24 protein-coding genes are annotated in these 26,343 nt (G+C 73.7%); 15 read left to right on the top strand and 9 right to left on the bottom strand.

Annotated elements, in window-relative coordinates; genetic code table 11:
• Window positions 1–355: 355 nt before the first annotated feature.
• The 6 genes from AB5J54_RS03580 (at window position 356) to AB5J54_RS03605 (ending at window position 5,471) form a co-directional block, all read left to right on the top strand.
• Window positions 356–1,087 carry an NUDIX domain-containing protein gene (locus AB5J54_RS03580; RefSeq protein WP_369142397.1) on the top strand — a complete coding sequence of 244 codons (732 nt, stop codon included), beginning with the start codon at window positions 356–358 and terminating at the stop codon, window positions 1,085–1,087.
• Window positions 1,088–1,245: 158 nt separating this feature from the next.
• On the top strand, window positions 1,246–1,785 hold the full coding sequence (locus tag AB5J54_RS03585; RefSeq protein WP_369142398.1) for a hypothetical protein: 540 nt from the start codon (window positions 1,246–1,248) through the stop codon (window positions 1,783–1,785).
• A 224-nt stretch (window positions 1,786–2,009) separates the two neighbouring features.
• Window positions 2,010–2,180 (top strand): hypothetical protein, encoded by a 171-nt coding sequence (locus AB5J54_RS03590; protein WP_369142399.1) that lies wholly within the window; start codon window positions 2,010–2,012, stop codon window positions 2,178–2,180.
• A 195-nt stretch (window positions 2,181–2,375) separates the two neighbouring features.
• Window positions 2,376–3,275 (top strand): RNA polymerase sigma-70 factor, encoded by a 900-nt coding sequence (locus tag AB5J54_RS03595; RefSeq protein WP_369142400.1) that lies wholly within the window; start codon window positions 2,376–2,378, stop codon window positions 3,273–3,275.
• 94 nt (window positions 3,276–3,369) lie between these two features.
• Window positions 3,370–4,644: a VWA domain-containing protein gene (locus AB5J54_RS03600; protein ID WP_369142402.1), complete on the top strand. Its 1,275-nt coding sequence runs from the start codon at window positions 3,370–3,372 to the stop codon at window positions 4,642–4,644.
• Window positions 4,644–5,471, top strand: a complete 828-nt coding sequence (locus AB5J54_RS03605) for a hypothetical protein (RefSeq protein WP_369142403.1) — start codon at window positions 4,644–4,646, stop codon at window positions 5,469–5,471. The genes AB5J54_RS03600 and AB5J54_RS03605 overlap by 1 nt, the downstream gene beginning before the upstream one ends.
• Before the next feature lie 100 nt (window positions 5,472–5,571).
• Here the strand turns inward: AB5J54_RS03605 and AB5J54_RS03610 are convergent, their stop codons facing one another.
• Window positions 5,572–6,789 (bottom strand): MFS transporter, encoded by a 1,218-nt coding sequence (locus AB5J54_RS03610; protein WP_369142404.1) that lies wholly within the window; start codon window positions 6,787–6,789, stop codon window positions 5,572–5,574.
• Between the two features lie 63 nt (window positions 6,790–6,852).
• On the opposite strand from AB5J54_RS03610, the gene AB5J54_RS03615 reads away from it, so the two are divergent.
• The gene (locus AB5J54_RS03615; protein WP_369142405.1) at window positions 6,853–7,233 is read left to right on the top strand and encodes a MerR family transcriptional regulator; all 381 of its coding nucleotides are present in this window, start codon (window positions 6,853–6,855) and stop codon (window positions 7,231–7,233) included.
• A gap of 107 nt (window positions 7,234–7,340) precedes the next feature.
• Here AB5J54_RS03615 and AB5J54_RS03620 read toward each other — a convergent pair whose 3' ends face one another.
• Window positions 7,341–9,521 (bottom strand): hypothetical protein, encoded by a 2,181-nt coding sequence (locus AB5J54_RS03620; protein ID WP_369142406.1) that lies wholly within the window; start codon window positions 9,519–9,521, stop codon window positions 7,341–7,343.
• Between the two features lie 106 nt (window positions 9,522–9,627).
• A complete protein-coding gene (gene leuA / locus AB5J54_RS03625; RefSeq protein WP_369142407.1) occupies window positions 9,628–11,361 on the bottom strand; it encodes a 2-isopropylmalate synthase in 1,734 nt (577 codons plus the stop codon).
• A gap of 173 nt (window positions 11,362–11,534) precedes the next feature.
• Here leuA and AB5J54_RS03630 point away from each other — a divergent pair, with 173 nt between their 5' ends.
• Window positions 11,535–12,227, top strand: a complete 693-nt coding sequence (locus AB5J54_RS03630) for a FadR/GntR family transcriptional regulator (RefSeq protein ID WP_369142408.1) — start codon at window positions 11,535–11,537, stop codon at window positions 12,225–12,227.
• A gap of 251 nt (window positions 12,228–12,478) precedes the next feature.
• Here AB5J54_RS03630 and AB5J54_RS03635 read toward each other — a convergent pair whose 3' ends face one another.
• The 3 genes from AB5J54_RS03635 to AB5J54_RS03645 form a co-directional block, all read right to left on the bottom strand.
• On the bottom strand, window positions 12,479–12,910 hold the full coding sequence (locus tag AB5J54_RS03635; protein ID WP_369149203.1) for a MarR family winged helix-turn-helix transcriptional regulator: 432 nt from the start codon (window positions 12,908–12,910) through the stop codon (window positions 12,479–12,481).
• Between the two features lie 72 nt (window positions 12,911–12,982).
• Window positions 12,983–13,462: a (2Fe-2S)-binding protein gene (locus AB5J54_RS03640; protein WP_369142409.1), complete on the bottom strand. Its 480-nt coding sequence runs from the start codon at window positions 13,460–13,462 to the stop codon at window positions 12,983–12,985.
• 14 nt (window positions 13,463–13,476) lie between these two features.
• Entirely contained in the window at window positions 13,477–15,843 is a 2,367-nt protein-coding gene (locus tag AB5J54_RS03645) for a molybdopterin cofactor-binding domain-containing protein (protein ID WP_369142410.1), read from the bottom strand.
• A gap of 165 nt (window positions 15,844–16,008) precedes the next feature.
• On the opposite strand from AB5J54_RS03645, the gene AB5J54_RS03650 reads away from it, so the two are divergent.
• From AB5J54_RS03650 to AB5J54_RS03660, 3 genes are all read left to right on the top strand, one after another.
• Window positions 16,009–16,662, top strand: a complete 654-nt coding sequence (locus AB5J54_RS03650; protein WP_369142411.1) for a class I SAM-dependent methyltransferase — start codon at window positions 16,009–16,011, stop codon at window positions 16,660–16,662.
• Between the two features lie 447 nt (window positions 16,663–17,109).
• On the top strand, window positions 17,110–17,892 hold the full coding sequence (locus AB5J54_RS03655; protein WP_369142412.1) for a type 1 glutamine amidotransferase: 783 nt from the start codon (window positions 17,110–17,112) through the stop codon (window positions 17,890–17,892).
• A gap of 19 nt (window positions 17,893–17,911) precedes the next feature.
• Complete coding sequence (locus AB5J54_RS03660) at window positions 17,912–18,349, top strand: OsmC family protein (protein WP_369142413.1); 438 nt, start codon at window positions 17,912–17,914, stop codon at window positions 18,347–18,349.
• A gap of 23 nt (window positions 18,350–18,372) precedes the next feature.
• Here AB5J54_RS03660 and AB5J54_RS03665 read toward each other — a convergent pair whose 3' ends face one another.
• Entirely contained in the window at window positions 18,373–19,065 is a 693-nt protein-coding gene (locus AB5J54_RS03665) for an RraA family protein (RefSeq protein WP_369142414.1), read from the bottom strand.
• A gap of 322 nt (window positions 19,066–19,387) precedes the next feature.
• Here AB5J54_RS03665 and AB5J54_RS03670 point away from each other — a divergent pair, with 322 nt between their 5' ends.
• From AB5J54_RS03670 to AB5J54_RS03680, 3 genes are read left to right on the top strand one after another with little or no spacing between them, the layout of a single operon-like run.
• On the top strand, window positions 19,388–20,344 hold the full coding sequence (locus AB5J54_RS03670; protein WP_369142415.1) for an NmrA/HSCARG family protein: 957 nt from the start codon (window positions 19,388–19,390) through the stop codon (window positions 20,342–20,344).
• Window positions 20,345–20,369: 25 nt separating this feature from the next.
• The gene (ligD, locus tag AB5J54_RS03675; RefSeq protein ID WP_369142416.1) at window positions 20,370–21,311 is read left to right on the top strand and encodes a non-homologous end-joining DNA ligase; all 942 of its coding nucleotides are present in this window, start codon (window positions 20,370–20,372) and stop codon (window positions 21,309–21,311) included.
• A gap of 33 nt (window positions 21,312–21,344) precedes the next feature.
• Window positions 21,345–21,962 carry a DNA polymerase ligase N-terminal domain-containing protein gene (locus AB5J54_RS03680; protein ID WP_369142417.1) on the top strand — a complete coding sequence of 206 codons (618 nt, stop codon included), beginning with the start codon at window positions 21,345–21,347 and terminating at the stop codon, window positions 21,960–21,962.
• Window positions 21,963–21,985: 23 nt separating this feature from the next.
• Here the strand turns inward: AB5J54_RS03680 and AB5J54_RS03685 are convergent, their stop codons facing one another.
• Both AB5J54_RS03685 and AB5J54_RS03690 read right to left on the bottom strand, forming a co-directional pair.
• Entirely contained in the window at window positions 21,986–24,217 is a 2,232-nt protein-coding gene (locus AB5J54_RS03685) for a sulfatase-like hydrolase/transferase (protein ID WP_369142418.1), read from the bottom strand.
• 164 nt (window positions 24,218–24,381) lie between these two features.
• Entirely contained in the window at window positions 24,382–25,824 is a 1,443-nt protein-coding gene (locus AB5J54_RS03690; RefSeq protein ID WP_369142419.1) for a carboxylesterase/lipase family protein, read from the bottom strand.
• 152 nt (window positions 25,825–25,976) lie between these two features.
• Here AB5J54_RS03690 and AB5J54_RS03695 point away from each other — a divergent pair, with 152 nt between their 5' ends.
• Window positions 25,977–26,342, top strand: a complete 366-nt coding sequence (locus AB5J54_RS03695; RefSeq protein ID WP_369142420.1) for a hypothetical protein — start codon at window positions 25,977–25,979, stop codon at window positions 26,340–26,342.
• Window position 26,343 lies beyond the last annotated feature (1 nt).

The following is a 26,343-nucleotide window of genomic DNA, read 5'->3' on the forward strand; positions in this document are numbered from 1 at the left end:
CGCCCGCGTTGGCCCCCCCTCCGGGCAGGGGCCCGAAAGCCACGGATCGTGACCGGGAACGGGGCCGGCCACCTCGCACCGGGGAGCGACCCACGGGTCCCGGACAGCGCGGCTGTACGATCGGCGTAGGGCCTTGGCGGCGTCGGTGTACGACTCCCCCGTGGCCGCCTGACGACGGCGCGCGCTCATCGCTGTCGCTGTCACTGTCGCCGTCCAGACCGTCGGGCAGCGCGTCTGCGGCGAAGGCCCCGGCTTCGTCGCCTTCGTCGTCGACACGCCCGACGGTGCCGCCCTCGCCTCCTGCACGGTCGGCACCTAGGCCACCGAGCGCCCCGACGGGCGGGAAGGACCTCCCATGCAGCCCGGGCATCTCCCTGTCGAGTTCCTCGACGCGCACCGGATCGACTTCGTCGAGCACCCTCCCCCGGCCCTGTCAGCGCGGGAACGAGGCGAAGTCGACCGTCTCTGGGCGGAGACGAAGGCCCGCAACCCCACCACCTTCGACGGGCCGCTCGTCGCGAGCCTGGGCATCGACCTGCCCGGGCACGGCCCGTCGGTCGTGCGGTGGGCAAGGATGACGTACCGGCATCGAGCCCTGCGGCGACTGCGGCCGGCCGAAGAGGTCCCCGGGTCCGTCTTCGTCACCGTCCTGTTGCCGACGGAGGCCGGACTCGCGGTCGGACGCGGGTCCCCCACCACCGCGGCGCCCGGCCGCTGGAGCCTCCCCGGCGGCTCGGCGGAACCCCCTGCGGCGGGCCGCCCGCTGGAGATGGCGTCGCTCCGTCGGCATGCCGCCCGCGAACTGGCCGAGGAGCTCGGCGTAGCCGCCTCCGACGAGGAGTTGCGGCTGTGGGGCCTCACTCGGGGAACACGATTCGGCAGCCTCGGCTTCCACTTCCTCGCGCCGCCCGTGCCCAGCGCACTCGTACGGCGCCGGCATGCGGAGCTCGCGGTGTCGGAGAGGGAGAACGGGGTGGAACCCGAGCTCGACGAGATCGCGTTCGTCCCCTCGGCCGAACGGGCTGCCCGCCTCGGCCCGGGCGCGGACTACCTGCACCAGGTCCTGGGCCGATGCTTCTCGACCTGAACCCGCGACCAGAAGGCGGGCCTCCCCCGCCCCGCGCACCGCTGAGCAGGCCTTCCGAGGGCTGGGACGTGCACCACACCGGCTTGACGTGCAGACAAGGAAGAACTTAGCTTCGCCTTACCTAATTTATGCCGCTCATACGTCCGGAAGATCAACGCATGTCCAGAACCGCGCCGGAGCTCACCCCCTCATGGCTCCTCACCGCCCTCGGGCTCGTCGCCACCGCCGGCATCGCGGCGGCCTGCTGGACCGCCGGACACGTCCACGCGGACGCCTCCCTCCTCACGGTCGCCCGCTTCTTCCACGTCGCCTTCCTCGTCGTCGGGCTCGGTTCGGTGCTCGCCGTCGACTGGTTCGCCGTGCTCTGGCTGACCGGGAAGCGGCCCCTCGCCGGCGTCCTCGACACGGCCATCGCCCTCCAGACGCCGATCTGGGCCGGCCTCGGCGGGCTCGTCGTCTCCGGCCTCTTCCTCCGCCCCGACCTCCACTCCCCGCTGACCCTCGTCAAGCTGGGGCTCGTCGTCGCCGTCACCCTCAACGGCCTCTGGGCGCACCGCCTCGGCCAGCTCCTGGCGGCCCACCGCGCCGGCCCCGTCCCGCGCCGGCTGCTCGTCCGCTCGGGCCTGGCCGCGACCGTCAGCCAGACCGGCTGGTGGGGCGCCTGCCTCATCGGCTTCCTCAACAGCCAGGGCTCCTGAGCTCAGGCGCCGGCCCCCGTGCGGGCGCCGAACCTCCCGCCCCGGGACGCCAGCTCCTTGATCACGACCGCCGGGGACGCCCGACACGATCGCCCACAGGGTGAGGTTCGAGCCGAACTCCGCTCCCGACCGCAGGCGCACGACGCCGTCCGCCACCTCCGTGACGCCGTCGTCGACGATCTCGACCCCCAGCCGCCCGAGTCCGGACCGGATGGACCACCGACGTGATCCCGTCCCGCAGCACCGACGCGAGGGGCGTCGTCGCGGCGGCGGTCCCGGCGATCCGCTGGTGGAGCCGTACGCGCTCCACGAAGTCGGGGCGCGGGTTGATCACCGTGACCTGCGCCGCCTTCACCTTCCCGGCGATCCGGTTCGCCGCGAACGCGCCCGCGTAACCGGCGCCCACCACTACCACCTTCATGTCGTCCTCCTGTCTCGCTGACGGGTCGTACAGGAGATGCCAGGCTGCCGGAGCCCGTGACAGTCCTCCGGCGTGGCGCACGTCACAGGGCGGGCGGTGTCACGGAACGGCGGGGTGCGCCGTCTCGGGGGTGACATCACCACGCGCGACAGAAGCAGGAGACACCGGCATGAGCGACGACGGCCGCCGCCTCGACCCCGCCACGGAGGCCTTCGTCAGCCACCGCAGTCTGCTCTTCACCGTCGCCTACGAGATGCTGGGGTCGGCGGTGGACGCGGAGGACGTCCTCCAGGAGACCTGGCTGCGCTGGGCGGGCGTCGACCTCGGCACGGTGCGGGACCGGCGCGCGTACCTCGTGCGGATCACCACCCGGCAGGCGCTCGACCGGCTGCGGACGCTGGGGCGCCGCAAGGAGTCGTACGTGGGCCCCTGGCTGCCCGAGCCGCTGCTCACCGCGCCCGACGTGGCCGAGGACGTCGAGCTGGCCGACAGCGTCTCGATGGCGATGATGCTCGTCCTGGAGACCCTCGCGCCGACCGAGCGGGCGGTGTTCGTGCTGCGCGAGGTGTTCGGCCTCGGGTACGACGAGATCGCGGAGGCCGTCGACAAGCGCCCAGCGGCAGTCCGTCAGATCGCCCACCGGGCACGGTCCCACGTCGCCGCGCGCCGCCCGCGCGGCGTCGTCTCCACGGCCGAGACCCGGGCCGCGCTCGCCGCCTTCCGGCGGGCGGTCGAGACCGGCGACCTGCAGGGCCTGCTCGACCTCCTCGCGCCGGACGTCGTCGCCCTGAGCGACGGCGGGGGCATCAAGCAGGCCATGCCACGGCCCACCGTCGGAGCCGGGAAGGTGGCCCGTCTGCTGGCCGCCGGCGTCGCGGCCTGGGGACCCGTGGCGACCGTCGAACCGACGCACGTCAACGGCCACCCGGCGCTGACCCTGCGGATCGACGGGGAGATCGACCTGGTCGTGGCCCTGCGGATCGAGGACGGAGCCATCACCGGCATCTACTCCGTGCGCAACCCGGAGAAGCTGACGCACATGGTGCGGGAGACCGCCCTGAGCCGCTGAGAGGGACCCCGGGCCGGGCCGTTCCGACGGCGTCTCAGGCCCTGGCCCCCACCCTCGTTTTGGTTTGTCGCACGATCATCAATACGATCCGGCGATGATCACGAGAAAACGGCTGGCGACCGGGGCCTGCGCGCTGCTCGCCGCCCTGAGCGTCGCGCTTCTGCCGACCGGCGCGGCCGCCGACGAGCCGGCGGCGAAGGAATCCCCCAAGGTCGAGCTGGTCCTGGACGTCAGCGGCTCCATGCGGGCCAAGGACATCGACGGCAAGTCCCGCATGGCCGCCGCCAAGCAGGCCTTCAACGAGGTCCTCGACGCGGTGCCCGAGGAGGTGCGGCTCGGCATCCGGACGCTCGGCGCCGACTATCCCGGCAACGACCGCAAGCGCGGCTGCAAGGACACCCGTTCGCTGTACCCGGTCGGGCCGCTCGACCGGACCGAGGCCAAGACCGCCGTCGCCACTCTCGCCCCGACCGGCTGGACGCCGATCGGCCCGGCGCTGCTCGGCGCGGCCGACGACCTCGGCGAGGACGGGGCGACCAAGCGGATCGTGCTCATCACGGACGGCGAGGACACCTGCGCCCCGCTCGACCCGTGCCAGGTGGCCCGCGAGATCGCGGCGAAGGGCATCCACCTCGTCATCGACACCCTGGGCCTGGTGCCGGACGCCAAGACCCGGCAGCAGCTCACCTGTATCGCGGAGGCCACCGGAGGCACGTACACCTCGGTCCACCGCACCGAGGAACTCTCCCGGCGTGTGAAGCAGTTGGTCGACCGTGCGGCCGACCCGGTCGTCACCCCCGTGGCCACCGAGGGCGCGGCGCAGTGCGAGAAGGCGCCGCAGCTGAAGCCCGGCCTCTACACGGACCGCGAGTCCTTCGGCGAGCACCGCTGGTACCGGGTGGACCTGCTGCCCGGCCAGGAACTGCGCGCCTCCGTCAGCGTGTCGGCCGACCGGGCCGTCAACAACGACTACGGGGTGCTGCTGCGTGCCGTCACCCTCCACGGCCGGGAGATCGTCCGCGGCTCCGAGGCGGGCGACGGGCGCACCGACGTGATCTCGACCGGACTGCGCTACCCGAAGCCGGAGGCCGACGATGGTCCCGGCGACGCGAAGCCGGCGGCCGAGACCGTGTGTCTCCAGGTCAGCAATTCCTTCTCCGCTCCCCCGTCGGTCAAGACGACCCCGGGCATGCCGGTCGAGCTGACGGTGGACGTCGTCGACGGCCCGTCGAGCGCGTCGGACGTCGCCTCGTTCGGTCTCGGCCGCGGCTGGTGGCTGCTCGGCGTGCTGGTGCTCGCCGGCTTCCTCGCCGGTCTGCTCTGGGGCTGGCTGTCCCGCTGGCGCGTCGCTGTCTGGAGGACCAACTGATGCGTACCGTACGCATGCTCGCCACGGCCGCGCTCGCGGGCGCCGCCCTGCTCGGCCTCGCGGCCCCGGCCGCCCTAGGGGACACGCCCAGCGCGTCCGCCTCCCCCTCCGAGGAGGCCGGGCCCACGGAGGCCGGCACCACCTTCCGTACCGCCGCGCGGTTCCTGCCGGGGCAGCAGGCCACGGCACAGGCCGCCACGGGTGACTACCTGTACTGGGTCTTCCCGGCGGACACCGGCGAGCGGCCGACCGTGAAGGCGACGGTCACGCTCCCCGACGCGGCCCTCCGGCACGGGGCCGCCACCTGGCGGATCGACGTGTACGACGGGCTGCGGCGGCGCCAGCCGTGCATGTACGGGATGCAGTCCCGTACGGCGGCGAAGGAGGCCTCGGCCGTGGAGCTGGCCTGTGTGCTGCGCCCGGTCCGCGCCTCGGCCGACGCCTGGGCGAACGACCCGCTGCCCGGCAGCTACTACGTCCGGCTGACCGTCACCGGCCTGCCGGACGAGGACCTCGGCCAGCCGTTCACCGCACGGCTGGGGGCCGACGTCCTGGACAAGGGCGGCGCCTACGCCACGGACGGCTCGCTCGCCGCGCCGCTGGTGCCGGGGGCGACCACCGCCGACCAGGCCAAGGCGGACGAGGACGCCGGCCGGAAGACCGCCGTCGAGGCGGCGGCCCCGGAGGACGGCTGGTCCTCCGGCTGGTGGTCGGACCGCTGGATCTGGACCGTGGTCGGCGGCGTCCTGGCCGCGCTCGCGGGCATCGGCGGCTACGTCCTGACGCGCGGCGCGGGCCGCCCGTCCCGGGTGCCGCCGGCCGCCTGACCCCGCAGCACGCTTCCGGAACGTACGGAGGCCCCCACCGCGCGCGGTGGGGGCCTCGGTGCGTCCGGTGGGACAGACCGTCCGGTGGGACGGGCGGGGTTCACCCGCGGGCCGGGAAGCCGTGGGTGCGGGCGCCGGTCACGACGGCGACCACCGGGACGAGCAGGACCAGGACGCTCCAGGGCAGGGCGCCGGCGCCGAGCCCGTCGAGGAGGAGGCCGCCGGCGACACCGCCCGCCGCCATGGCCGCGTTCCAGAGGCTGACCAGCATCGTCTGCGCGGTGTCCGCGTCGTCCCCGCCCGCCTCGGCGACGGCCGTCTGCAGGAGCGTGGGCGCGCCGCCCCAGCCGAAGCCCCAGAGCGCGGCGGCCAGGAGGACCAGGGCGGTGCTCGCCGCCGGGACGGCGAACGCGGCGGCGGCGACCGCGAAGAGGATCGTTCCGGCGAGGGTCAGGGCGCGGAGCCTGCGGTCGATGTGACGGCCCGTGAACCAGATCCCGGCGAGCGAGGCGGCGCCGAAGACCAGCAGGACGAGGCCGGTGGAGCCGCCGAGGCCGAGGTGGTCGAGGTAGGCGGCGACGTACGTGTAGAGGACGGTGTGGGCCAGGACGAGGGTGAAGGTGACCGCCAGGACCGGGAGCACGCCGGGGACCTTCAGGGTGCGGGCGACCGGGGCGCGCCCGCCGCGCGGTTCGCCCGGAAGGTCGGGGACGGCGAGGGCGATCCAGCCGAGGAGCACGACGGCGATCACGGTCATGGCGGTGAAGGCGGCCCGCCAGCCGACGGCCTCGCCGAGGAAGGTTCCGGCCGGGACGCCGAGGGACAGCGCGAGCGGGATGCCGGTCATCGCGACGGCGACGGCACGGCCCTGGAGGCGCGCCGGGGCGATGCGGCGGGCGTAGCCGGCGAGCAGGGCCCAGGCGACGCCCGCGGCGACCCCGGCGAGGAAGCGGGCGCCCATGGTGAGGGCGTACGAGGAGGAGACCGCCGTGACGGTGTTGGCGGCGGCGAATCCGGCCATGGAGGTGAGCAGCAGGCGCTTGCGGCGCCAGCCGGCGGTGCGGGCGGCCAGGGGGACGGCGGTGAGGGCCGTACCGAGGGCGTATCCGGTGACCGACTGGCCCATGGCGGCCTCGCCGACGCCGAGGTCGGCGCTCATGCCGGGCAGGACTCCGGCGGGGAGCGTCTCGGTGAGGCTGGTGACGAAGACGGCGGTGGCGAGGGCGAGTAGGGCCGGCAGGGGCAACCGGCCGGAGGCGGGGCGGTGTTCGGGCGCGTGGGTGGCGGGACCTGCCGCCACTGTCGTGTCGTGGGTCATGTCCGTATGCTCGAACCCTCACATTGATGTGAAGGTCAAGCGATTCCCTGGAGGGGGCTTCCCATGCGGATCGGCGAGCTGTCCGAGCGCACCGGAACACCGCGCAGACTGCTGCGCTACTACGAGGAGCAGGCTCTCATCGTCGCCGACCGGCTGCCGAACGGCTACCGCGTCTACGACGAGTCGAACGTGGACCGGGTCCTGCAGATCCGGGGCCTGCTCGACGCCGGTCTGCCCACCCGGATCATCAAGCAGATCCTGCCGTGCCTGAACAAGCCTCGGATGATCCACTTCCCGGACGCGACGCCGGAGATGCTGGCGACCCTGGAGGACGAGCGGGACCGGATGACCGACCGGATCCGCTGCCTCACCCGGAACCGGGACGCGGTGGCGGAGTATCTCGACGCGGTACGCGAGAAGCTGGCGGCGGGCTCGTCGGCCTAGCCCTTGCGTCGAGGGCGAGGACGCCCCTGCGCACGGCACGGAGGGGGCCCCGCGGACCATGTGGTCCGCGGGGCCCCTCTCGACGCGCGCGGCGGCTCTACCGGGCGCTACGGGATGCCGGGCGGTGCGCCGCCCGAGGTCGCCAGGCTGAACTTGTCCTGGTCGACGACGCGTTCCTCGCCGTAGAACTTGCCCAGCAGACTGCCGCTGTGCGAGTTCTGCTTCGCGTCGATCATGCAGACGCTGTATCCGTCGGGGCCGGTGGTGATCCTCAGGTCCTTGACGTTGCAGTTGTCGTGAACGGTGCGGCCCAGATCGGGGTGGGCGGCCGCTCCTTCGTTGCTGGACGCGAACGGGTACTCGTCGCAGGACCGGCCGGTCAGGCGTCGGGCGTCGGCGACCGCGCCCTTACGGGGGCAGGAGTACTGACGGTTGATGTCCCGCTTGGATTTGTCGGCCTGCCGGTGCAGGGGCCTGGCGGCCGAACCGGGAAGACCGGACGCGATCGCCTCGGCGACGTGCCAGGTCTGCTCGGGGGTGACGGACGTCAGCTTGAACTCGGGTGTCGCACCGGGGAACACACACCCCTGGCGGAAGGTCCCGTTGGACAGCTTCATGGTGGAATCGCACCGCACGTCGGCGACTCGGATATTGCCCCACTGCCGGCCGGGGATGATCTCCGGGTCCAGGTTCCCGAAGTTCCACGCGATGTTGACGACCGGGTACTTCAGCGCCTGGTCGGCCATCGTCTGTTGCTTCCACTTGACGACGATGACCTTCGACTGGCCCGACTTGATCAGTGATCCGTCGGCGGCTCCTTCGACGCCGTACGACCCGGCGGGCGTGTTGTTGTACGTCAGCTTGTACCGGAACGTCGGCTTGCCCGTCTTCCCCGTCAGACCGTGGAAGTCGACGCGGAACTCCTGCTGGAACTCGCCCGACTTGTGCGAGGTCAGGACGCCGGTCTTCACGGTGAAGGGGATCGACCCGACTTCGGCGCCCTTGGCGTCGATGACATCGACGTCCAGGTTCTTCCAGATCATGCACGCGTGCTTGCGTCCCGTACGCCACTGCCCGTCCCAGGGCTGGTCGAGGCAGAGCGGGGAGATGAACGTCCCCTGCGTGTCGGGGCCGTCGATGATCGGATCGTCCGGCGGGTCGTCGGCGGCGACCGTCGTCGCGCCGTCGTGCATGCAGGACTCGCCCGCGGTACAGGGCTCCAGCGTGCCGGGCCTGTCCTGGACCACCGGCCTGCCGGCACCTTCGGTGCCGGCGTCGGCGGCGAAGTCCGCCCAGGTCACCGGGACCTGGTCGCCCACGGTCGGGTCCGCGTCCCCGTCGTCGGGGTCGGCGGCCGCGACCGGATCGGTCGGGAACCCCATCGTCCCGAACTGGAAGTCCTGGTCCCACGCCGATCCACGCGGCTGCTGGTCGGCGACCGGATACCCGTACGGGCCCTTCTCGTAGCCGGACAGCTCCCACTTGGCCAGCAGCCCGCCGCTGACCGGATGTGCCCCGTACGCGGCGGTCCAGTAGATCATTCCGTGCTCGAACCGGGCGCCGCTGCCGATCCCGTCCGGCGTGGCGAACTCGTCGGACACGGGATAGCCCAGATAGCCGGCCTCCCATCCGGCTTCGGCCCACTTGTCGCGGATCGCGCCGCGCACCGCGTACGCCTCGTTCAGCTTCCAGTAGATGTCGCCGGATGCGAAGTGCTGGCGGCGGCCGACGCCGTCAGGATTCACGATCTCGTCCGACGTGGGGTAGCCGAGCGGTCCGGCCTCCCAGCCGTTGCGGGACCACGCCGCGAAGAAGTGGTTCACGACCGGGTGCGCGCCGCCCTGCGGGGACCAGTAGATCGGCCCGTTGATGAACTCGGTGCGCTTGCCGACCCCGTCGGGGTTCGTCAGCTCGTCGGATTTCGGGAACGACAGGAAGCCGCCCGGGCCGCCGAGCTCGTTGTACTTGTCGCGGATCGCGCCACAGACCTCGTAGGGGGCGGGCCAGTACACCTGGCATCCGTCCGTGGCGCGGGCCTCCATCGTCTCCGCCCTGTCGGCCTGCTCCTTGCTGAACCCCCTGGGTAACAGGTCCCGATCGGACCGCATCCGCCCCGGGGTGATCGTCGCGTGCGGCCGTGAGGTCGGCTTCCACCCCGGCGCCCCTGGGCTGCCGCTGTCGGCGGTCGCGGTGGTCGTCGTCGCGGCGATCAGCAGTGCTGACACCAGGGCAGCGGCAGCGGCCTTCAGCAGGGGCACGGTCTGGGCTCGCAGTCTTCTTCTCGTCATCCCACCAGTAGCGAGAGGAAAAGTCCGGAAGGCAAGACCGTGTGGCCGACCGTGGATCACGCAGCAGGGGCCGGGGGTTCGGGCATGGCCACGCCCCGGGACCGGCTCACGCCTCGTACGCCCGGTTCACGGCGGAGAGGACGGCCTGGACCGAGGCGGTGAGGACGGAGGTGTCCAGGCCCGCGCCCCAGGCGGTGCGCTCCCCGACCCGGCACTCGGCGTAGGCGGCGGCCTCGCCCGCGCTGCCGGTGGTGACGGCGTGCTCGGTGAAGGCGAGGACGTCGACGGGGACTTCGGCCCGGGTGAGGGCGTCGGCGAGGGCGGAGAGCGGTCCGTTGCCCTTGCCCTCGGCCGGTGCGGTGCGGTCGCCGACGCGCAGGACGCAGGTGAAGCGGTGTTCGCCCGCCGTGTCGCGGTCGGTGCTCCAGGACTCCAGGGCGATGGGGCCGGCGCCCCGGCCGGGCTCCAGGTAGTCCCTGCGGAAGATCGCGCGGAGGTCCTCGGGCGTGGCCTCGCGACCGCTGTCGTCGGTCACCGCCTGGACGGCCCGGGAGACGTCCGGACGCATCCGCTCGGGCAGGTCGAGGCCGTGGTGGGTGCGGAGCAGATGGGCGACTCCGCCCTTGCCTGACTGGGAGTTGACGCGGATGACGGCCTCGTAGCCGCGGCCCAGGTCGGCGGGGTCGAGCGGCAGGTACGGCACGTTCCAGGGGGCGAGCTCCGGCGGGATCCCGGCCTCGGCGGCGTCCTTGGCGTGCCGGGCGAGGCCCTTGCTGATGGCGTCCTGGTGGGTGCCGGAGAAGGCGGTGTGGACGAGGTCGCCCGCGTAGGGGTGGCGGGGGTGGACGGGGATCCGGTTGCAGTACTCGACGACGTCGCGGACGGCGTCGATGTCGGAGAGGTCGAGCATGGGGTCGACGCCCTGGGCGTAGAGGTTGAGGGCGAGGGTCACCAGATCGACGTTGCCCGTCCGTTCGCCGTTGCCGAAGAGGCAGCCCTCGACGCGTTGGGCGCCGGCGAGGACGGCGAGTTCGGCGCAGGCCACGCCGGTGCCGCGGTCGTTGTGCGGGTGGACGGAGAGGATCACGGAGTCGCGGCGGGCGAGGTGACGGTGCACGTACTCGATCTGGTCGGCGTACACGTTGGGGGTGGAGATCTCGACGGTCGCGGGCAGGTTGTGCGTGACCGGCCGGTCCGGGCTCGCGTCCCACAGCTCGGTCAGGCCGTCGCAGAGCTCCAGGACGTAGTCCGGTTCGGTGAGGTTGAAGGTCTCCGGGGAGAACTGGAAGCGGATGTCGGCGCCGGGGCGGGCCTCGGCGAGCCGGGCCATCAGGGTGGCGGCCTCGTGGACGGTGCGGCGGACCTCGGCGCGGTCGCGGCCGAGGACGGTGTCGCGCCAGACCGGCGAGGTCGCGATGTAGAGGTGGACGACGGCGCGGGGCAGGCCGTCGAGGGACTCGAAGGTGCGCTCGATGAGTTCGGGGCGGGCCGGGGTGAAGACGACGGGGGTGACGTCCTCGGGGACGGCCCCGGAGGCGACGAGGTCGGCGAGGTGGCGGACGAAGTCGAAGTCGGCGCGGCTGGCGGAGGGGTAGCCGACCTCGATCTCCTTGAAGCCGGTGCGGACCAGCAGCTGGAAGAAGCGGCGCTTGCGGTCGGTGTCCATGGGCTCGGCCAGTGCCTGGTTGCCGTCGCGGAGGTCGACGGGGACCCAGAGCGGGGCCCGCTCCAGACGGGCGGTGGGCCACTGCCGGTCGAACTCGGGGACGTGGACGCGGTCCTGGAAGGGGCGGTAGCGGTGGTACGGCATGGGGCTGGGGCGCTGGGGATTGTGGATCATGGCGGGTACCGTAACCACTCCTCAGCTCCTCAGACAAGTACTCCTCAGACAAGTTCGGGTAGATTCCTCCGCAGCGTCCCCCGCGATCCGGGGAACGCGCCCGACGGTCCGGACCTCCGCAGAACCTCCGGCCGCCGGAGAAACACCGGACCAGCAGAGAATCAGGTGACCCCATGTCGCTCGGTGCCCTACGCCCCAGCCCCTTGGTCGAACAGGCCGCCGAGCGGCTCCGCGAACAGATCGTCAGCGGCCACTGGCCGGTCGGCACCAAGCTCCCCGGGGAGACGACGCTCGCCAAGGAGCTGGGCGTGGGGCGCTCCACGGTCCGCGAGGCGCTGCGGGCCCTGACGGGCGCGGGTCTCGTCCAGCCCCGGCAGGGCGCGGGCGTCTTCGTGATCGCGACCCGGCCGACGGAGGACTGGCCGGCCCGGCTGCGCAGGGCGGCGGTGACGGACGTGTACGAGGTGCGGATGCTGGTCGAGGTGGAGGCGGCGCGGCTCGCGGCGGAGCGGCGGACCCAGGAGGACGTGACGGCGATGCGGGAGGCGCTGGCGGGGCGGGTGGCGGCCGCCGAGGGCGACGACGCGGCCTTCGTCGACGCCGACATCGCGCTGCACGCGGCGGTCGTGGCCGCGGCGCGCAACCCCGTCCTGACGGACCTGTTCGGGGAGTTCGCGCCGGTGCTCCGCGAGGGCCTGATCGAGCTGCTCGATCTGCTCGGGCTGCGGGGCACCGACCTCCGGCACGGGGAGGACGCCCATGCGGACGTGGTCCGGGCGGTGGAGGCGGGCGACCCTGAGGAGGCCGCCCGGCTGACCCGCCAGGAGCTGGAGTCCACCCTGGCCCTGCTCCAGTCGACGCCCTGACCCTGCGGGGCGGAACGGGGCTCGGCCCGCGGCGTGCGCCGGCGCCGGGCCCACGGCATGCGTCGGCGCCGGGGCGCGCGGCGCAGGCCCACCGCGCGGCTCACGCCGGGGCAAGGCACAGGCCCAGCGCCCGGCTCAGGCCGGAGCGTGCAGCTCCGGCCCGGACGCGCGGCTCAGGGACAGCGCCCGGCCTTGGCCCGGACGCGCAGCTCAGCCCCGGACCCGCAGTGCGGCCGGCCCGGGCCTGCGGCTCACGACGGGTCGACGAAGACCACCGGGACCTCGTTGTCCTGGACGACCCGGCCGAGCAGGCCCGCCAGCTGTTCGCGTTCGGGGGCTTCGAGGCCGGAGGGCAGTTCCTCGATGCGGCGGCAGGTCTCGGTGTAGAAGTCCTCGGCGACGCGCGCGCCGTCCCCGGTGAGCGCCACCCGCACGGCCCGCCCGTCCTCCGGGTCCGGTTCGCGGCGCACGAAGCCGAGGCGGGCGGTCCGGTCGACGAGGCCGCTCAGGCTGGACTTGGCGAGCCCCAGCTTGGTGCCGAGCTCGCCCATCCCGGACGGGCCCGGCATCAGGACGCACAGCAGCTGGCCCTGCTGCGGCGTCAGCCCGTACTCCCTGCCCGACTCCGCGTAGACCGCGTTCACGAGGAACGCGCCGCGCACCAGCGCGGTGACCACGCTCATCTTCCCGCCGTCGTCTCTCGCCATACGGCAAGAATACCTTCGTGGTGCGAACCAATCCCACGCCGTCACCTGTCACGTCATCCGGCGGGCACCCTCCAGGACGGCCTGCCGGATGCGGTGGTAGGTGCCGCAGCGGCAGATGTTGCGGATGGTGTCGAGGTCGGCCTCGGTGACCTCGCGCCCGGCCTCGCGCGCCCGGCGGACGGTGGCGACCGCGGCCATGATCTGGCCCGGCTGGCAGAAGCCGCACTGGGCGACGTCGAGGTCGAGCCAGGCCTCCTGCATCGGATGGAGCTCGGCGCCGACGGTGTCGGGGAGGCCCTCGATGGTGGTGATCTCGTCGGTCGGGGCCACGTCGTCGACGCGGACGGCGCAGGGCGTGAACGCCTTGCCGTTGAGGTGGCTCGTACAGGCCCGGCAGACGCCGACCCCGCAGCCGTACTTGGGGCCGGTGACGCCCAGGACGTCCCGGAGGACCCAGAGGAGCCGGACGTCGCCCTCGACGTCGGTGGTGACGGCCTTGCCGTTCAGGATGAAGGTGTGCTGCGGCACGGGGGCTCCAGGTCTCAGATGGTGCGGTCGCGGCCGTCGGTGGGCGAGGCCGGGACGGGCGGGACGGTCGGCAGGGGCGTGAAGGCGAGCGGCTCGGCGTGGTTGACGGGGAAGACCGTCGGCATCCTGCCGGTGGCCCGGCCGTAGGCGCAGGCCACGGCGGCCATCGCGCCGGCGACCGCCAGCTCGCCGGCCCCGCCCGGCTTGTCGCCGCTCGGGGGCATCACGATGATCTCCAGCTCGGGCGGGGTGTTCCACTGCCGGGTGTAGAAGTACTGGTCCCAGCTGCCTTCGAGGAAGTGTCCGTCGCTCAGGTGGAGTCCGGAGGTCAGGGTGATGGCGATGCCGTCGGCGATGCCGCCCATCATCTGGGCCTCCAGGCCGCGCGGGTTGACCGCGAGGCCGACGTCGACGGCACAGACGATCTTCGTCACGCGCGGTCCGGTGTACGCGCCGGGGATCTTCCGCCCGGTGGTCTCGGGCCGGCAGTCGATCTCGGCGAGGATCGCGACGGCCGAGTGGTACTCGGTGTGCACGGCGATGCCCTGGCCCGTGCCGGCCGGCATGCTCCGGCCCCACTCCCCCACCTCGGCGACCTTGTCGAGGACGGCGCGGGCCCGTGCGTCCTTCACGAGCCGGCGTCGCATCGCGTACCCGTCCTGGCCCGTCCGCCGGGCCAGTTCGTCCATGACGAGTTCCTGGGCGCAGCGGACGTTGGGCGAGTAGATGTTCCGCATGGAGCCGGTGTTGAAGCCCTTGTCGGTCTCGGCGAGGAGCTGGGTGGTGACGCCGAGGTGGTACGGGCTGATCTGGGTGAGCTGGAACATCGTCTCGGAGAAGGTGGCGTCGGCGACGGGCAGCCGGGCCGCCTCCGCCGTGAGGACCTCGCCGACGCCGTGTCCGAAGTCGGTGGCCACGGAGGTGTGGCGCTGCTCGTACGTGAGGACCTCGCCGAGCGAGTAGGTGGCCCGGACCCGGGAGGTGGACATCGGGTGCGTACGGCCCTGCCGGAAGTCGTCGGTACGGTGCCACATCAGCTTCACCGGCTTGCCGAGGGCCTTCGAGATCTCGGCGGCCTCGTGGGCGGCGTCGGAGAACAGCTTGCGGCCGAAGGAGCCGCCGCCCTCCGTGACGTGGACGCGGACGGCGGTGGGCGGCAGGCCGAGCTTGAGGGCGATCTGCTCCTGGGCGACGATCGGCGCCTTGAGCGAGGCCCAGATCTCGGCGGAGTCCTTCCGCACGTCGGCGATCGCGCAGTTGGTCTCCAGGGCGGCGTTGCTGGCGAAGTGGAAGGTGAAGCGGGCGTCGACGGCCTTGGTGAGGAGCGGCAGCGGCGGGACGACGAGCGGGAGTTCGGCCCGGCGGAGCTTCTCCAGGATCGTGGCGTCGGAGGCGCCCTCGGCGGTGCCGGGTCCCCAGTCGACGCGGAGGGCGCGGACGGCGTCGACGCACTGGCCGAAGGTCCGGCCGCGGACGGCGACGCCGGTGGAGACGGTGACGACGTCGGTGATGCCGGGCATGGCCCGGACCTCGGCGAGGTTGGCGACGGAGCGGACCGTGCCGTTGATGGTGGGAGGACGGCAGACCATGGTGGGCAGCGCGTCCGGGACCTGGAGGTCCATGGCGAACTTCTTGCGCCCGGTGACCGCTTCGAGGGCGTCCACGCGGCGCTGTGCGGTGCCGATGACGCGGAAGCGGTCCGGGTCCTTGAGCGTGACCTCCACGGCCGCGTCGGTGACGGCGGCGGCCTTCACGGCCAGTTCGCCGTAGCCGAGCAGCGCACCGGCCGGGGAGAGGACGGTGCCGGCCTTCGTGGTGAGGGTCTCGACGGCGTCGCCGAGGACGAGGGAGGCGGCGTGCAGCAGCCGGGCCCGGGCGAGGGCGGCGGCGACCCGGATCGGGGTGTAGGTGGAGTAGGTGGTGTTGGAGCCGCCGGTGAGCTGGTTGAAGAGCAGCTCGGGGCGGGCGTCGGCGAGGGTGACCTTCACCTTGTCGAGGGGGAGGTCGAGCTCCTCCGCGACGATCATGGCGCTGGAGGTGGTGACGCCCTGGCCGACCTCGGCGCGGGGCAGCGCGAAGTGGGCCGTGCCGTCGGTGTCGATCCGGATGGTGATGAGGTCGCTGGTGGGCAGCGCGGCGAGGGTGAGCAGCTCGTTGAGGTCGAGGAGTTCGGCCGGTCCCGGCAGCGAGGGGATGAGCGCCGGCGCCGCGGCGGCCTGCCGCGGGGCGAGGGCCTCGGCGCCGAGCTGGGCGGCGACGGTCAGGGTGGGCGCGGCCAGGACGTACCCGAGGAACCGACGCCGTCCGATGCCGCGTTCGTCCGGACGTCCGTCCCCGGTGCTCGTGTGGTGCTCGTCCCGCGCGGGGTGCCGCCTCGCCATTCGGTGTGCCCTTTCGCCGTGGACCCGGCCTGCTACCGCCGAGTATTCTCAGTGGCGACGATCATCGCGCATGTGGGTGACCTCCGGGAGCCGTTCGGAGGTGGACGTCTTGTGGGGACGTCCTGCGCGGACACCGTGGCGCGGACGCTGCCCTAGGGTCCCGTCATGACCGAAGCCGCGCACATCACCGCCACCCGACGCTCCTACGACACCGTCGCCGTCGACTACGAGCGGCTGCTCGCCGACCAGTTGGCGGCGACACCGCTGGACCGGGCGGTGATCGCCGGCTTCGTGGAGAAGGTGGAGGCGGCGGGCGGGCCGCGCACGATCGGCGACCTCGGGTGCGGGACGGGGCGGGTGACCTCCCATCTGCGGGACCTCGGCGCCGACGCCTTCGGCGTGGACCTGTCTCCGGGGATGATCACGGTGGCCCGGGACACCTACCCGGGGCTGCGCTTCGAGGTGGGGTCGATGACCGCGCTCGACCTGCCCGACGCCTCGCTCGGCGGGGTCCTCTCCTGGTACTCGACGGTGCACATGCCCCAGACCGAACTCGCCGCCTCCTTCGCCGAGTTCCACCGCGTCCTCGCGCCCGGCGGCCACGCCCTCGTCGCCTTCAAGGTGGGTGACGAGCGGGTACGTCTGGAGCGGGCGTACGGGCACGAGGTCGCCCTCGACGTGTACCGCTGGTCACCCGACCGTCTCGCGGACCTCCTGTCCGCGGCGGGCCTTGTCGAGTCGGCCCGGCTGGTACGCGAGCCGGACCCCGCGGAGAGCACCCCGCAGGCCTTCCTCCTGGCGCGCAGGCCGCGCGACTGACGCACGGCGGCGTGCGGGCAGTCTGCCGGGCCGCAGGCGGGTGCCGGGCCGCAGGCGGGCGCCCGAGCGGAGGTGGGCGGGAGAGATGCGGGCGCGTTGGCCGCCGCCCGCGATCAGGGCGTTGACCGAGGCCATCGGGTCCCCTCCGACCGACCTGGCGAGCAGCGCGCCGAGAACCAGCGGGCCGAGGGCCACCGCGAGGGCCGAGCCGGTGGCGGTGACGTGCTGGAGGCGGCGGGCGCGCCGGGCGTCGAAGGTCATGGCCCCAGTCCAGCAGCGGGCGGCGGCCCGCCGGATCGGTCGGCGTACTCAGCTGCCCGTACCGCGCTACTCAGATGCACCCACGCACGCGTCCCCAGGGGCTCCCGCACCGGCTCCGCTTCGGCGATCCTCGGGAGGGCGAACGCGCCTGGGCGTTCCCGGGGACGCACAGGAGGCGGGGCGACCGTGACGACGGAGACGCAGGAGACGGGGCCGGCGGTGCTGGTGGTGCAGCACGAGGAGGACGCCGGTCCGGGCCTGGTCGGCGAGCACCTCGTACGGACCGGGCTCCGGCTCGACGTGATCCGCGCCTGGAAGGGCGAGCCGCTCCCGGAGAGCCTCGACGGCCACGCGGGACTCCTCGTCCTCGGCGGGTCCGTCAACTGCGAGGACGACGGGGCCGCGCCGTGGCTGCCCCGGGTCCGTACGCTCGTCCGCGAGGCCGTGGCGGGGGAGATACCGCTGCTCGGGATATGTCTGGGCGGCCAGATCGTCGCCCACGCCCTGGGCGGTTCGGTCGCACGGCGGGCCCAGGGCCCCGAGGTGGGGGCCGTACCCCTGCGGAGGCTGCCGGCCGCCGAGGGCGATCCGGTGCTCGGCGCGGTTCCGGACGGCGCCCCGGCGGCGCAGTGGCACTGGGACGAGGTGGACCGCCTCCCGGCCGGGGCCGTACCGCTGCTGACCGGGGACGACTGCCCGTACCAGGCGTTCCGCGCGGGGAGCGTGGGCTGGGCGCTGCAGTTCCATCCGGAGGCGGACGCGGACACGCTCACGGCCTGGGCGGCCGCCGACGACGGGCACCTCCGCTCGGCGGGCATCGACCCGGCGGCCACGGTCGCGTCGGTACGGGAGGCGGAGGGGGAACTCCGTACGGTCTGGGGAGCCGTGTCCGAGGCCTGGGGCGCCGTCGTCCACGCCCGCGCCGACGCGCGCGTGCCCGGCGCGTACCGTACGAGGACACGCACGTGAACGAAGGAGCTTCGCCGCCATGGCCGACTACCGGATCGAGACCGTCCGCACCGGGTACCGGAACTGGACCGCCCGCAACGACCGGGGCGCGGAGGTCCGGATGGCCGCCGCCGACGACGCGGACGCCCAGCCCTCGTTCACCCCGGTGGAGTTGCTGCTCGCGGCGATGGGCGGCTGCGGCGGCCTCGTCATCGACCGGACGGCGCGGGCCGTGGACCACGACGACCTGAGGATCGTGGTGGAGTCGGTGTCGGGGCCCGAGGACGACGGGCGCCTGGGCCGGATCCGGGTGAGCTACGAGTTCGACCTGCCGGACAACAACCCGAAGGCGGCCGAGGTGTTCGCCCGCGGGGTGCGCCTGACGCACGAGAAGTTCTGCACGGTCAGCCGGACCGTGGAGCACGGCGCGCGCGTGGAGGCGATCCTGCCGGACGGCACGGTCGGCTTCGAGGGCTGACCGGCCGGACCGCGGACCGCCCGTCACTCCTCGATCGCGCCGCCGATCCGGCGCAGATGACGGCGGAAGGTGTACGAGGGGTCCTCGGCGCGGCCCGCGAGGTACTCGTCGAACCGGGTCTGCGTGCGCAGGGTCTCCCCCGCCCTGATCCGGCGGGCCTGCTCCCGCTCGGTGCGGAAGAGGGCCCGGGCGGCTTCCAGGACGGCGTCCGCGCGGTCGGCCGCCACGAAGAGCACGCCGTCGTCGTCGCCGAACACCACATCGGCGGCGGTCGCCTCGTGGTCGCCGAACCGCGCGGTGGTCAGCGCGTCCGGGTCCCGGTCGTCGAGGCGCACGGGGCCGGGCGCGTGGCGTCCGTACGAGAACACGGGCAGTCCGATCTCCACCAGGTCCGGGGTGTCCCGGTGCAGCCCCCACACGACGACGCCGGCGACGCCCGCCGCCTCGGCCTCCAGGACGGCGAGGTCGCCGATGCAGGCCTCGTCGCGTCGGCCGGCGTTGTCGATGACGAGGACGTCGCCGGGTTCGGCCCGCGTGAAGGCCTCCAGGAAGACGTCGACGCTTCCGTAGTGGCGGGCGGGCAGCACCCGTCCGGCGACCCGCTGTCCGGGGACGACGGGCAGGATCCCGGCAGGCGCGGTCCGCAGCGGTTCCCCGAGCCGTACACAGGCGTCGGCGATCAGCGGCGTGGAGAGCTCGGCGAATTCCTTCAGCATGGGCGTTCCGATCCGTCCGTGGCGGGTGCGGTGTGCTGAGCGCGATGCTAGCGACGTGCTCCGGCGCCTAGGCCGTCTCTTCCGGATCTTGCCTGACCCGCGGCGTCTGGCACCGCACCTCGCCGCGTTGTCGGGCCCGCCCAAGGACGTCCAGTAATCGGGCGACCCTCCGCCTTGCGATGCATGGCACCAGACGCCGCGGGCTTAACCGGCAAGATCCGAAAGAGACGGCCTAGGGCGGGATTCCGGCGCATGAGGAGGTGCACCGCGGGCAGGTGCCGAACGGTGGAGCGTGGAGCCGGGCTGCGAGGCGGGACGAGTCATGGCCGACAGGAAGATCATCACAGTGATCGGGGCGACCGGCAGCCAGGGAGGCTCCCTCGTGCGCGCCGTCCTGGCCGAGAACGATCAGGAGTTCGCGGTGCGGGCCGTCACCCGCCACCCCGAGGGCGAGCCCGCCCGGGAACTGCGGCGCATCGGCGTCACCGACATCGTCCGGGCCGACATGGACGACCCGGCCGGCCTCGCCCCGGCCTTCGCGCACGCCTACGGCGCCTACCTGGTCACCCCCTTCTGGGAGCACATGTCCGCCGAACGGGAGAAGGCGCAGGCCCGCGCGCTGGCCAGGGCCGCCGCCCACGCGGGGGTCCGGCACGCGATCTGGTCCACCCTGGAGGACACGCGCGCGTGCATCCCGCTCGACGACGACCGGATGCCCACCCTCCAGGGGCACTACAAGGTGCCGCACTTCGACGGCAAGGCCGAGGCGGACCGGTACTTCACCGAGGAGGGCGTCCCGACGACCTTCCTGCGCACCACCTTCTACTGGGAGAACCTGTTCGGCCCCTTCGCCGCCCGGCGCGGCGAGGACGGCGCGCTCCGGCTGGTCCTCCCGATGGGCGAGCACCGGCTCTCCGGCATCGCCGTCGCGGACATCGGCCGGACGGCGCTGGCCGTCCTGCGGCGCGGTACGGACCTCATCGGTGCCACGGTCGGCATCGCCGGAGAACACCTCAGGGTCGCCGACATGGCGGCCGCGCTCACCGGGACCCTCGGCGAACCGGTCCGGTACCGCCCGCTGACCCCCGACGAGTTCCGGGCCCAGGGTTTCCCCGGCGCGGACGAGACGGGGAACATGTTCCAGTACTACGCCGACTGCGAGGAGCGCGTCACGGCGGCCCGCGACCTGGCGGCCGTACGCGCCCTGAACCCGGCCCTGCAGTCCTTCTCCACCTGGCTCGCGGCACACCACGAGCGCCTGCGCACCGTGTGGCCCTGAGCCGCCCGGAGCGGCGTGCACGGGGATGCATGGGGGCCCCGGAAGCGGGAAGCCGCGCAGTGTGACCCCACGAGGCGAGCGCGGGACGGGACGGCACTCCGTCACGGTCAGCAGGCCGGAGAAGGTGCTCTTCGCGGAGGACGGCATCACCAAGGCCGACCTGGCGGCGTACTACCGCACGGTGGCCCCGCGGATGCTGCCGCAGCTGCGCGGCCGGCCCCTGATGCTGGAGCGGCACCCGGACGGCACCGGCGGCCGGGGTTTCCTGCAGAAGGAGATCCCCGAACACTTCCCCGACCGGGTCCACCGCGCCGAACTGCCCAAGGAGGGCGGCACCGTCACGTACGTCCTGTGCCAGGACACGGCCACCCTCGTCCTCCTCGCCGACCAGGCCTGCGTGACCCTCCACCGGTGGCTCTCCCGGGCCGACCGGCCCGACCACCCCGACCGGCTGGTCTTCGACCTCGACCCGCCCGACGACGACTTCTCCCGGGTACGGGAGGCCGCGCGGTGGCTCCACGGGCTGCTCGACGAGCTGGAACTGCCCTCCCTGGCGATGACCACCGGCTCGCGCGGCCTGCACGTCCTCGTCCCGCTCGACCGGCGCGCGCCCTTCGACGACGTACGCGCCTTCGCCTCGGACGTCGCCGCCGTCCTCGCCGGCCGGCACCCCGGCCGGCTCACCACCGAGGCGCGGAAGAAGGCCAGGGCGGGGCGGCTGTATCTGGACGTCCAGCGCAACGGCTACGGGCAGACCGCCGTCGCGCCCTATGCGGTACGGGCCCGCCCCGGTGCTCCCGTCGCGGCCCCGCTCACCTGGGACGACGTGGAGGATCCGGACCTCGGCGCCCGCCGGTGGACCCTCGCCGACGCGGAGCGGCTCCGCAAGGAGAACCCCTGGAGCCCGGCGCCGCGGCCCCGCTCGCTCACGGCGGCCGCGGCCCGTCTCCGCCGGCTCGGCCCCTGATCGGCACGGGCCCGGACACCCGAGGAGGTGGCCATGACCGCCCGGCAGACGCTGGCGACGTACCGCCGCCGGCGCGACTTCTCCAGGACGACCGAGCCGAAGGGCGGGACCCGCGGCAGGCCCGGCGACCGGCCCTGCTTCGTCGTGCAGATCCATGACGCGACCGCCATGCACTTCGACTTCCGGCTCGAGGTGGACGGGGTGCTGAAGTCCTGGGCGGTCCCGAAGGGCCCGTCCGCCGACCCGCACGACCGGCGCCTCGCGATGCCGACCGAGGACCATCCGCTGGAGTACCGGGATTTCGAAGGGGTGATCGCGGCCGGCGAGTACGGAGCGGGGACCGTGATCGTCTGGGACGAGGGCACGTACCGCAACCTGTCCACCGACCGCCACGACGACGCCCTGCCGATGGGCGAGGCCCTGGAGCGGGGCCACGCCTCGTTCCGGCTCGACGGCCGGAAGCTGCACGGCGGGTACTCGCTCACCCGCATCCGCACCGGCGACGACGGGGACCGGGAGGCGTGGCTGCTCGTCAAGCACGACGACGAGCGGGCCGGCACCGGCGGCGGCCCGGACCCGAGAAGGGCCCGCTCGGCGCGCAGCGGCCACACGCTCGGCCAGACCGCCGCGGCCGGGGACGAGGCCTCCTGAGCGGTCCCCGGTCCGTCCCCGGTCTACCCGACCGTGACGCGGGCCAGGGCCCAGGAGGTGTGGTCGAAGGAGGTCTTGTTGTTGGCGTCGGTGACCTCCAGGCGCAGGACGCGGACGCCCCGGACGTCGACGTCCACCGGCACGGGGCCGGTGGCGGCCGTCAGGGTGGGGGTGGTGAGGAGGATCCGGTCGTCCCCGTAGACGGTGGCGCGGGTGGCTCCGGCGGAGCTCTGGCGGGCCGAGAAGTCGTCGATGCCGACCAGGGCGGTGAACCGGTCGCCGACGCCGCCGAGGTGGAAGGCGATGTCGCTGTACGCGTGGACGCCGAGGCCCTTGGGGTAGGTGGTGCCGCCGAAGGCGATCGGGGTGCCGTCCCCGGCGGCGTTCTTCCCGTTGGAGGTGTCGCGTTCGACGGGCCCCCAGCCGTTGACGGCACGGATCCAGGGCAGGTCGGAGAGGTAGCTGTCCCGGACGGGCGCCGGGGGCGGGGTGGTGACGGTGCCGTCCGCGGCGTACCGCACGGGGCCGCCCGGGGCGAGGGCGGTGCCCTCGGCGGTCAGCGTCCACGGGGTGGCCGTCGGGGCGTCGTCGGGCGGGGTGACCTGCCAGGTGGCGGCGAGCCGCGCGCCGGGGGCGAGCTGCCCGGCGGTGGTGGCCGTGGTGGCGCGCACGGTCCACCCGGCGGGGGCGCGCAGGGTGAGGGCGGCGGAACTCCAGGCCTTGCAAGCGCCGTTGGCGAGCGTGGCGGTCGCGGTGAACGCCTGTCCCGGCACGGCGAGCGACGGCACCGCCAGCGTCGCGCCGAAGGCGGCGCGGGGGTACGGGTCCTGCCAGGAGGAGCGCATCAGGGCGACGAGCTCGGCGGCCCGGGCGGGGTGGCGGGCGGCGAGGTCGGAGGTCTCGCCGAGGTCGGTGGCGAGGTCGTACAGCTCGACCTGCCACTGGTCGTCGGGCAGGGCGTGGTCGCGTACGGGGGCGAACCTGACCGCCTTCCACCGGTCCCTGCGGAGCGCTTCGGCGAGCCAGGTGGAGCGCTGCTCGTCCTGGGCGTCGGCGCGGGAGGTGACGCCCCGCTCGTCGCGGAACCAGTACAGGTGGTCGTGGCGGGCGACGGCCGCTCCCCCGCCGGTCAGGAGGGGCGCGGCGGACAGTCCGTCGACGTCCGACGGGGCGGGCGCGCCACCGAGTTCGGCGAGGGTGGGGAGGAGGTCGGTGAGCGGGGTGGGGCGGTCGCTGGTGCCGGGCGTGACGCGGCCGGGGCCCCAGGCGACGAGGGGGACGCGGATGCCGCCCTCGTACAGATTGCGCTTGTATCCGCGCAGCGGCCCGTTCGCGTCGAACAGGTCGGGGTTGACCCCGCCCTCCTCGTGGGGGCCGTTGTCGCTGGTGACGAGGAGGACGGTGTCGTCCTCCAGGCCGAGGGCGCGGAGCCGTTCGACGACGTCGCCGACGAGGGAGTCGAAGAGGCTCACCTGTGCGGCGTGCCCCTTGTTGGCCGCGGTCCAGCTGCGGGAGGCGTAGGCGCCGGTGTCGGGGATGTCGCTGGGGGCGTGCGGGACGGTCGGGGTGAGCAGCAGGAGGAACGGCTCGGCGGCGTGCCGGTCGAGGAAGTCGAGCGCCCGCTGCCGCAGCAGGTCCGGCGCGTACACGCCCCGGGCGCCGTTCTCGTTGGCGGGGATCGGTTCCTTGACGCCGTTGTGCCACAGGTACGCCGGGTAGTACTGGTGGGCGTGGGTGTGGTCGATGTAGCCGTGGAACTCCTCGAAGCCACGGGCGTTGGGATGGCTGTCCTGGCCGGCGCTCTCCGGCCCGAAGCCCCACTTCCCGATGACGCCGGTGCGGTAGCCGCGGGCCCTGAGCACCTCGGCGAAGGTGGTGTCGGAGGCGGTGAGGGAACCCTGCGCCCCGGACGGGTTGGCGCGGACGGTCGCGTGACCGGTGTGTAGGCCGGTGAGGAGCGAGCAGCGGGAGGGGGCGCAGACGGCCGCCGCCGAGTACGCGTCGGTGAACCGCAGTCCCTCGGCGGCGAGTCCGTCGATGCGCGGGGTGGCGATGAGCTTCTGGCCGTACGCGCCGAGCTCCCCGTACCCGAGGTCGTCGGCGAGGACGACGACCAGGTTCGGCGGGCGGGTGGTGTCCTCCGGGACCGCCGCCGCTGCCTGGGCCACCGCGGTCCCGGCGGCGCCGGTCGCGGGCAGGGCCCCGAGGCCGAGCGTGGCGGCGGACCCGGCGAGGAAGCGGCGGCGGCTGGACATGTCGGGGCTCCTTGGGGAGGCTGCGGGGGCGATGGACGACGTCGTCCGAACAGCGGTCCCTGGTACGGACCTTGGACGTCAGTCGATCATCGGCGCACCCGCCCCGCGGGACCATGCACGGCGCATGAAGAACGTGTGACACGGTCCCGGGGAGGCCGCCCGGCTCAGTCGAGCCAGAGCGCGCGGACCCTCCGCACGGGGTCCGAGTCGACCCGGGGCTCCGCGTCCCAGATCTTCGTGGCGCGCTCGGTGGAGGTGTAGCGCGGCCAGTCGGCGCCCGGGTCCTGGTCGGTGACGAAGGCGACCCAGGCCCGGTGCATGGCGTCGGCGAGCGCGCGCGGCGGCTCGTCCCCAGCGACGGCCGTGACGCCCTCGGCGTCGAGGAGGTCGAAGGCGAAGGGCAGGTCCAGGCAGTGGAAGGCGAGGCCGAGGGCGGGCGACTGCCAGCGGAACTCGTAGAACCAGGTGGGCCGTTCCCGCGCGGCGCGGGCGTCCGCGACGGCGAGGTTCGGGGCGCGGAAGACGGTGTCCGTCAGGGCCTGGCCGAAGTACCGCTCCTCGCCGCCCGCGGCGTACGCCTCGGCGAAGGCCCCGGCCCTGGCGGGGTCCAGGCCGAGCCCGCCGAGGAGGACGGGCAGCGGCGGGCCGTCGGGGCCGGGCGCGGGGAACATCGAGAACTCGTCCTCGGTGAAGCCGAGCATCAGGGGCACGTCGGCGCCCGCCTCGCCGCTCGTCAGGGCGTCGAGCACGGGTACGGGGATCAGCTCGCCGTCGGCGAAGGGGGCGAGGGCCAGCATCGGCGGCAGGCCCTCGCGGTCGGGTCCGGGCTCGCCCAGGCGGTCCTGGAGGTCGAGGAGCTCGTCGTCGGTCAGGTCGCGCAGGGCGGCGACGGTCGCCGGGACGCCGGTACGGGAGGTGAACAGGCGGGCCGCGGCACGGGCGACCTCGGGCCCGTCGGGCCGCATGACGGCACCGGAGACGGAGAGCGCGCCCCGGAAGAGTCCCTGCGCCGAGGGGACGGCGAGCAGGGTCTGCACGGCGCCGCCGCCCGCCGACTGGCCGGCGACGGTGACCTTGGCGGGGTCGCCGCCGAAGGCGGCGATGTTGTCCCGCACCCACTCCAGGGCCGCTATCCAGTCCCGCACCCCCCGGTTGTCGGGCGCGCCCTCCAGGTGCAGGAACCCCTCGACGCCGAGGCGGTAACCGACCGAGACGAGCACGACCCCGTCCCGGTTGAACGCGGCCCCGTCGTACCAGGGGCTGGCGGCCGACCCCGCCACGTAGCCCCCGCCGTGGATCCAGACCAGGACCGGCAGCCCGGCCTCCGGGTCCGCCTCCGGCGTGAACACGTTCAGGTTCAGCACCCCGGCACCCGGGATCGACGGCTCCGGAATCGTCGTGACCTCCGCGAACGGACGCCGCTGCGCCGTCGGCCCGTACGCCGTCGCGTCCAGCGGCTCCGACCACGCCTCCGGCGGCACCGGAGCGGCGAAGCGGAGATCACCCACCGGCGGCTGCGCGTACGGGATGCCCAGGAACCGCAGACTGCCGTCCGCACGGCGCTCGCCGCGCACGGGTCCTCGGGCGGTGGTGACGACGGTGCTCATGGGTGCTGCTCCTTCTGCGCGGGCACACGGGGCCGAGGAAAGGAGCCTGTCACCGCTTACTTACACGTGTCAACACGGGGAGGGGCGGGCCCCGGCCCCTAGACTCGGAGGCTCGGACAGGACCCGCGGGTCCAGGGGGAAGGCGGCCGGCGATGAGGTGGGACCCCGATGCCGTCGTGGGGGTGCTCGTCGTCCTGCTCGGCGCGGGTCTCATCACCGCCGGCATGGTCTGGAAGGGCCGGTCCGTGCGGCCGTTCGCGGCCTCGCGGGCGCGGTCCGTCGCCCAGCGCGCGTACGCCCGGGACCTCCAGCGGGCGGCCGACCACGTGATCGCGGCGGCCCGCCGGTCCGCCGGCGAGGGCGAACCGGCGATCGTCACCGTCGAGGCGGTGATGCGGATGACCGAGGACCGGTACGGCTACGCGGGAGTGGAGCGCCGGCACGCGGCGGCGGCGCTCCGCCGCCGCTTCGAGCACGGGCGGTGCGCCGCCGACTGCGTCACCGACGCGTACGGATAGG

The organism is Streptomyces sp. R44, assembly GCF_041053105.1.
Taxonomy (GTDB): domain Bacteria; phylum Actinomycetota; class Actinomycetes; order Streptomycetales; family Streptomycetaceae; genus Streptomyces.

Excerpts from the sequence above, each read along its gene's own strand:
- leuA (WP_369142407.1), bottom strand. The coding sequence starts at position 11,361 with ATGATCCACAATCCCCAGCGCCCCAGCCCCATGCCGTACCACCGCTAC.
- AB5J54_RS03585 (WP_369142398.1), top strand. The coding sequence starts at position 1,246 with ATGTCCAGAACCGCGCCGGAGCTCACCCCCTCATGGCTCCTCACCGCC.
- AB5J54_RS03600 (WP_369142402.1), top strand. The coding sequence starts at position 3,370 with ATGATCACGAGAAAACGGCTGGCGACCGGGGCCTGCGCGCTGCTCGCC.
- AB5J54_RS03695 (WP_369142420.1), top strand. The coding sequence starts at position 25,977 with ATGAGGTGGGACCCCGATGCCGTCGTGGGGGTGCTCGTCGTCCTGCTC.
- AB5J54_RS03650 (WP_369142411.1), top strand. The coding sequence starts at position 16,009 with ATGACCGAAGCCGCGCACATCACCGCCACCCGACGCTCCTACGACACC.
- AB5J54_RS03610 (WP_369142404.1), bottom strand. The coding sequence starts at position 6,789 with ATGACCCACGACACGACAGTGGCGGCAGGTCCCGCCACCCACGCGCCC.
- AB5J54_RS03580 (WP_369142397.1), top strand. The coding sequence starts at position 356 with ATGCAGCCCGGGCATCTCCCTGTCGAGTTCCTCGACGCGCACCGGATC.
- AB5J54_RS03605 (WP_369142403.1), top strand. The coding sequence starts at position 4,644 with ATGCGTACCGTACGCATGCTCGCCACGGCCGCGCTCGCGGGCGCCGCC.
- AB5J54_RS03685 (WP_369142418.1), bottom strand. The coding sequence starts at position 24,217 with ATGTCCAGCCGCCGCCGCTTCCTCGCCGGGTCCGCCGCCACGCTCGGC.
- AB5J54_RS03670 (WP_369142415.1), top strand. The coding sequence starts at position 19,388 with ATGGCCGACAGGAAGATCATCACAGTGATCGGGGCGACCGGCAGCCAG.
- AB5J54_RS03680 (WP_369142417.1), top strand. The coding sequence starts at position 21,345 with ATGACCGCCCGGCAGACGCTGGCGACGTACCGCCGCCGGCGCGACTTC.
- AB5J54_RS03665 (WP_369142414.1), bottom strand. The coding sequence starts at position 19,065 with ATGCTGAAGGAATTCGCCGAGCTCTCCACGCCGCTGATCGCCGACGCC.
- ligD (WP_369142416.1), top strand. The coding sequence starts at position 20,370 with ATGCATGGGGGCCCCGGAAGCGGGAAGCCGCGCAGTGTGACCCCACGA.
- AB5J54_RS03620 (WP_369142406.1), bottom strand. The coding sequence starts at position 9,521 with ATGACGAGAAGAAGACTGCGAGCCCAGACCGTGCCCCTGCTGAAGGCC.
- AB5J54_RS03595 (WP_369142400.1), top strand. The coding sequence starts at position 2,376 with ATGAGCGACGACGGCCGCCGCCTCGACCCCGCCACGGAGGCCTTCGTC.
- AB5J54_RS03615 (WP_369142405.1), top strand. The coding sequence starts at position 6,853 with ATGCGGATCGGCGAGCTGTCCGAGCGCACCGGAACACCGCGCAGACTG.
- AB5J54_RS03660 (WP_369142413.1), top strand. The coding sequence starts at position 17,912 with ATGGCCGACTACCGGATCGAGACCGTCCGCACCGGGTACCGGAACTGG.
- AB5J54_RS03690 (WP_369142419.1), bottom strand. The coding sequence starts at position 25,824 with ATGAGCACCGTCGTCACCACCGCCCGAGGACCCGTGCGCGGCGAGCGC.
- AB5J54_RS03635 (WP_369149203.1), bottom strand. The coding sequence starts at position 12,910 with ATGAGCGTGGTCACCGCGCTGGTGCGCGGCGCGTTCCTCGTGAACGCG.
- AB5J54_RS03645 (WP_369142410.1), bottom strand. The coding sequence starts at position 15,843 with ATGGCGAGGCGGCACCCCGCGCGGGACGAGCACCACACGAGCACCGGG.
- AB5J54_RS03630 (WP_369142408.1), top strand. The coding sequence starts at position 11,535 with ATGTCGCTCGGTGCCCTACGCCCCAGCCCCTTGGTCGAACAGGCCGCC.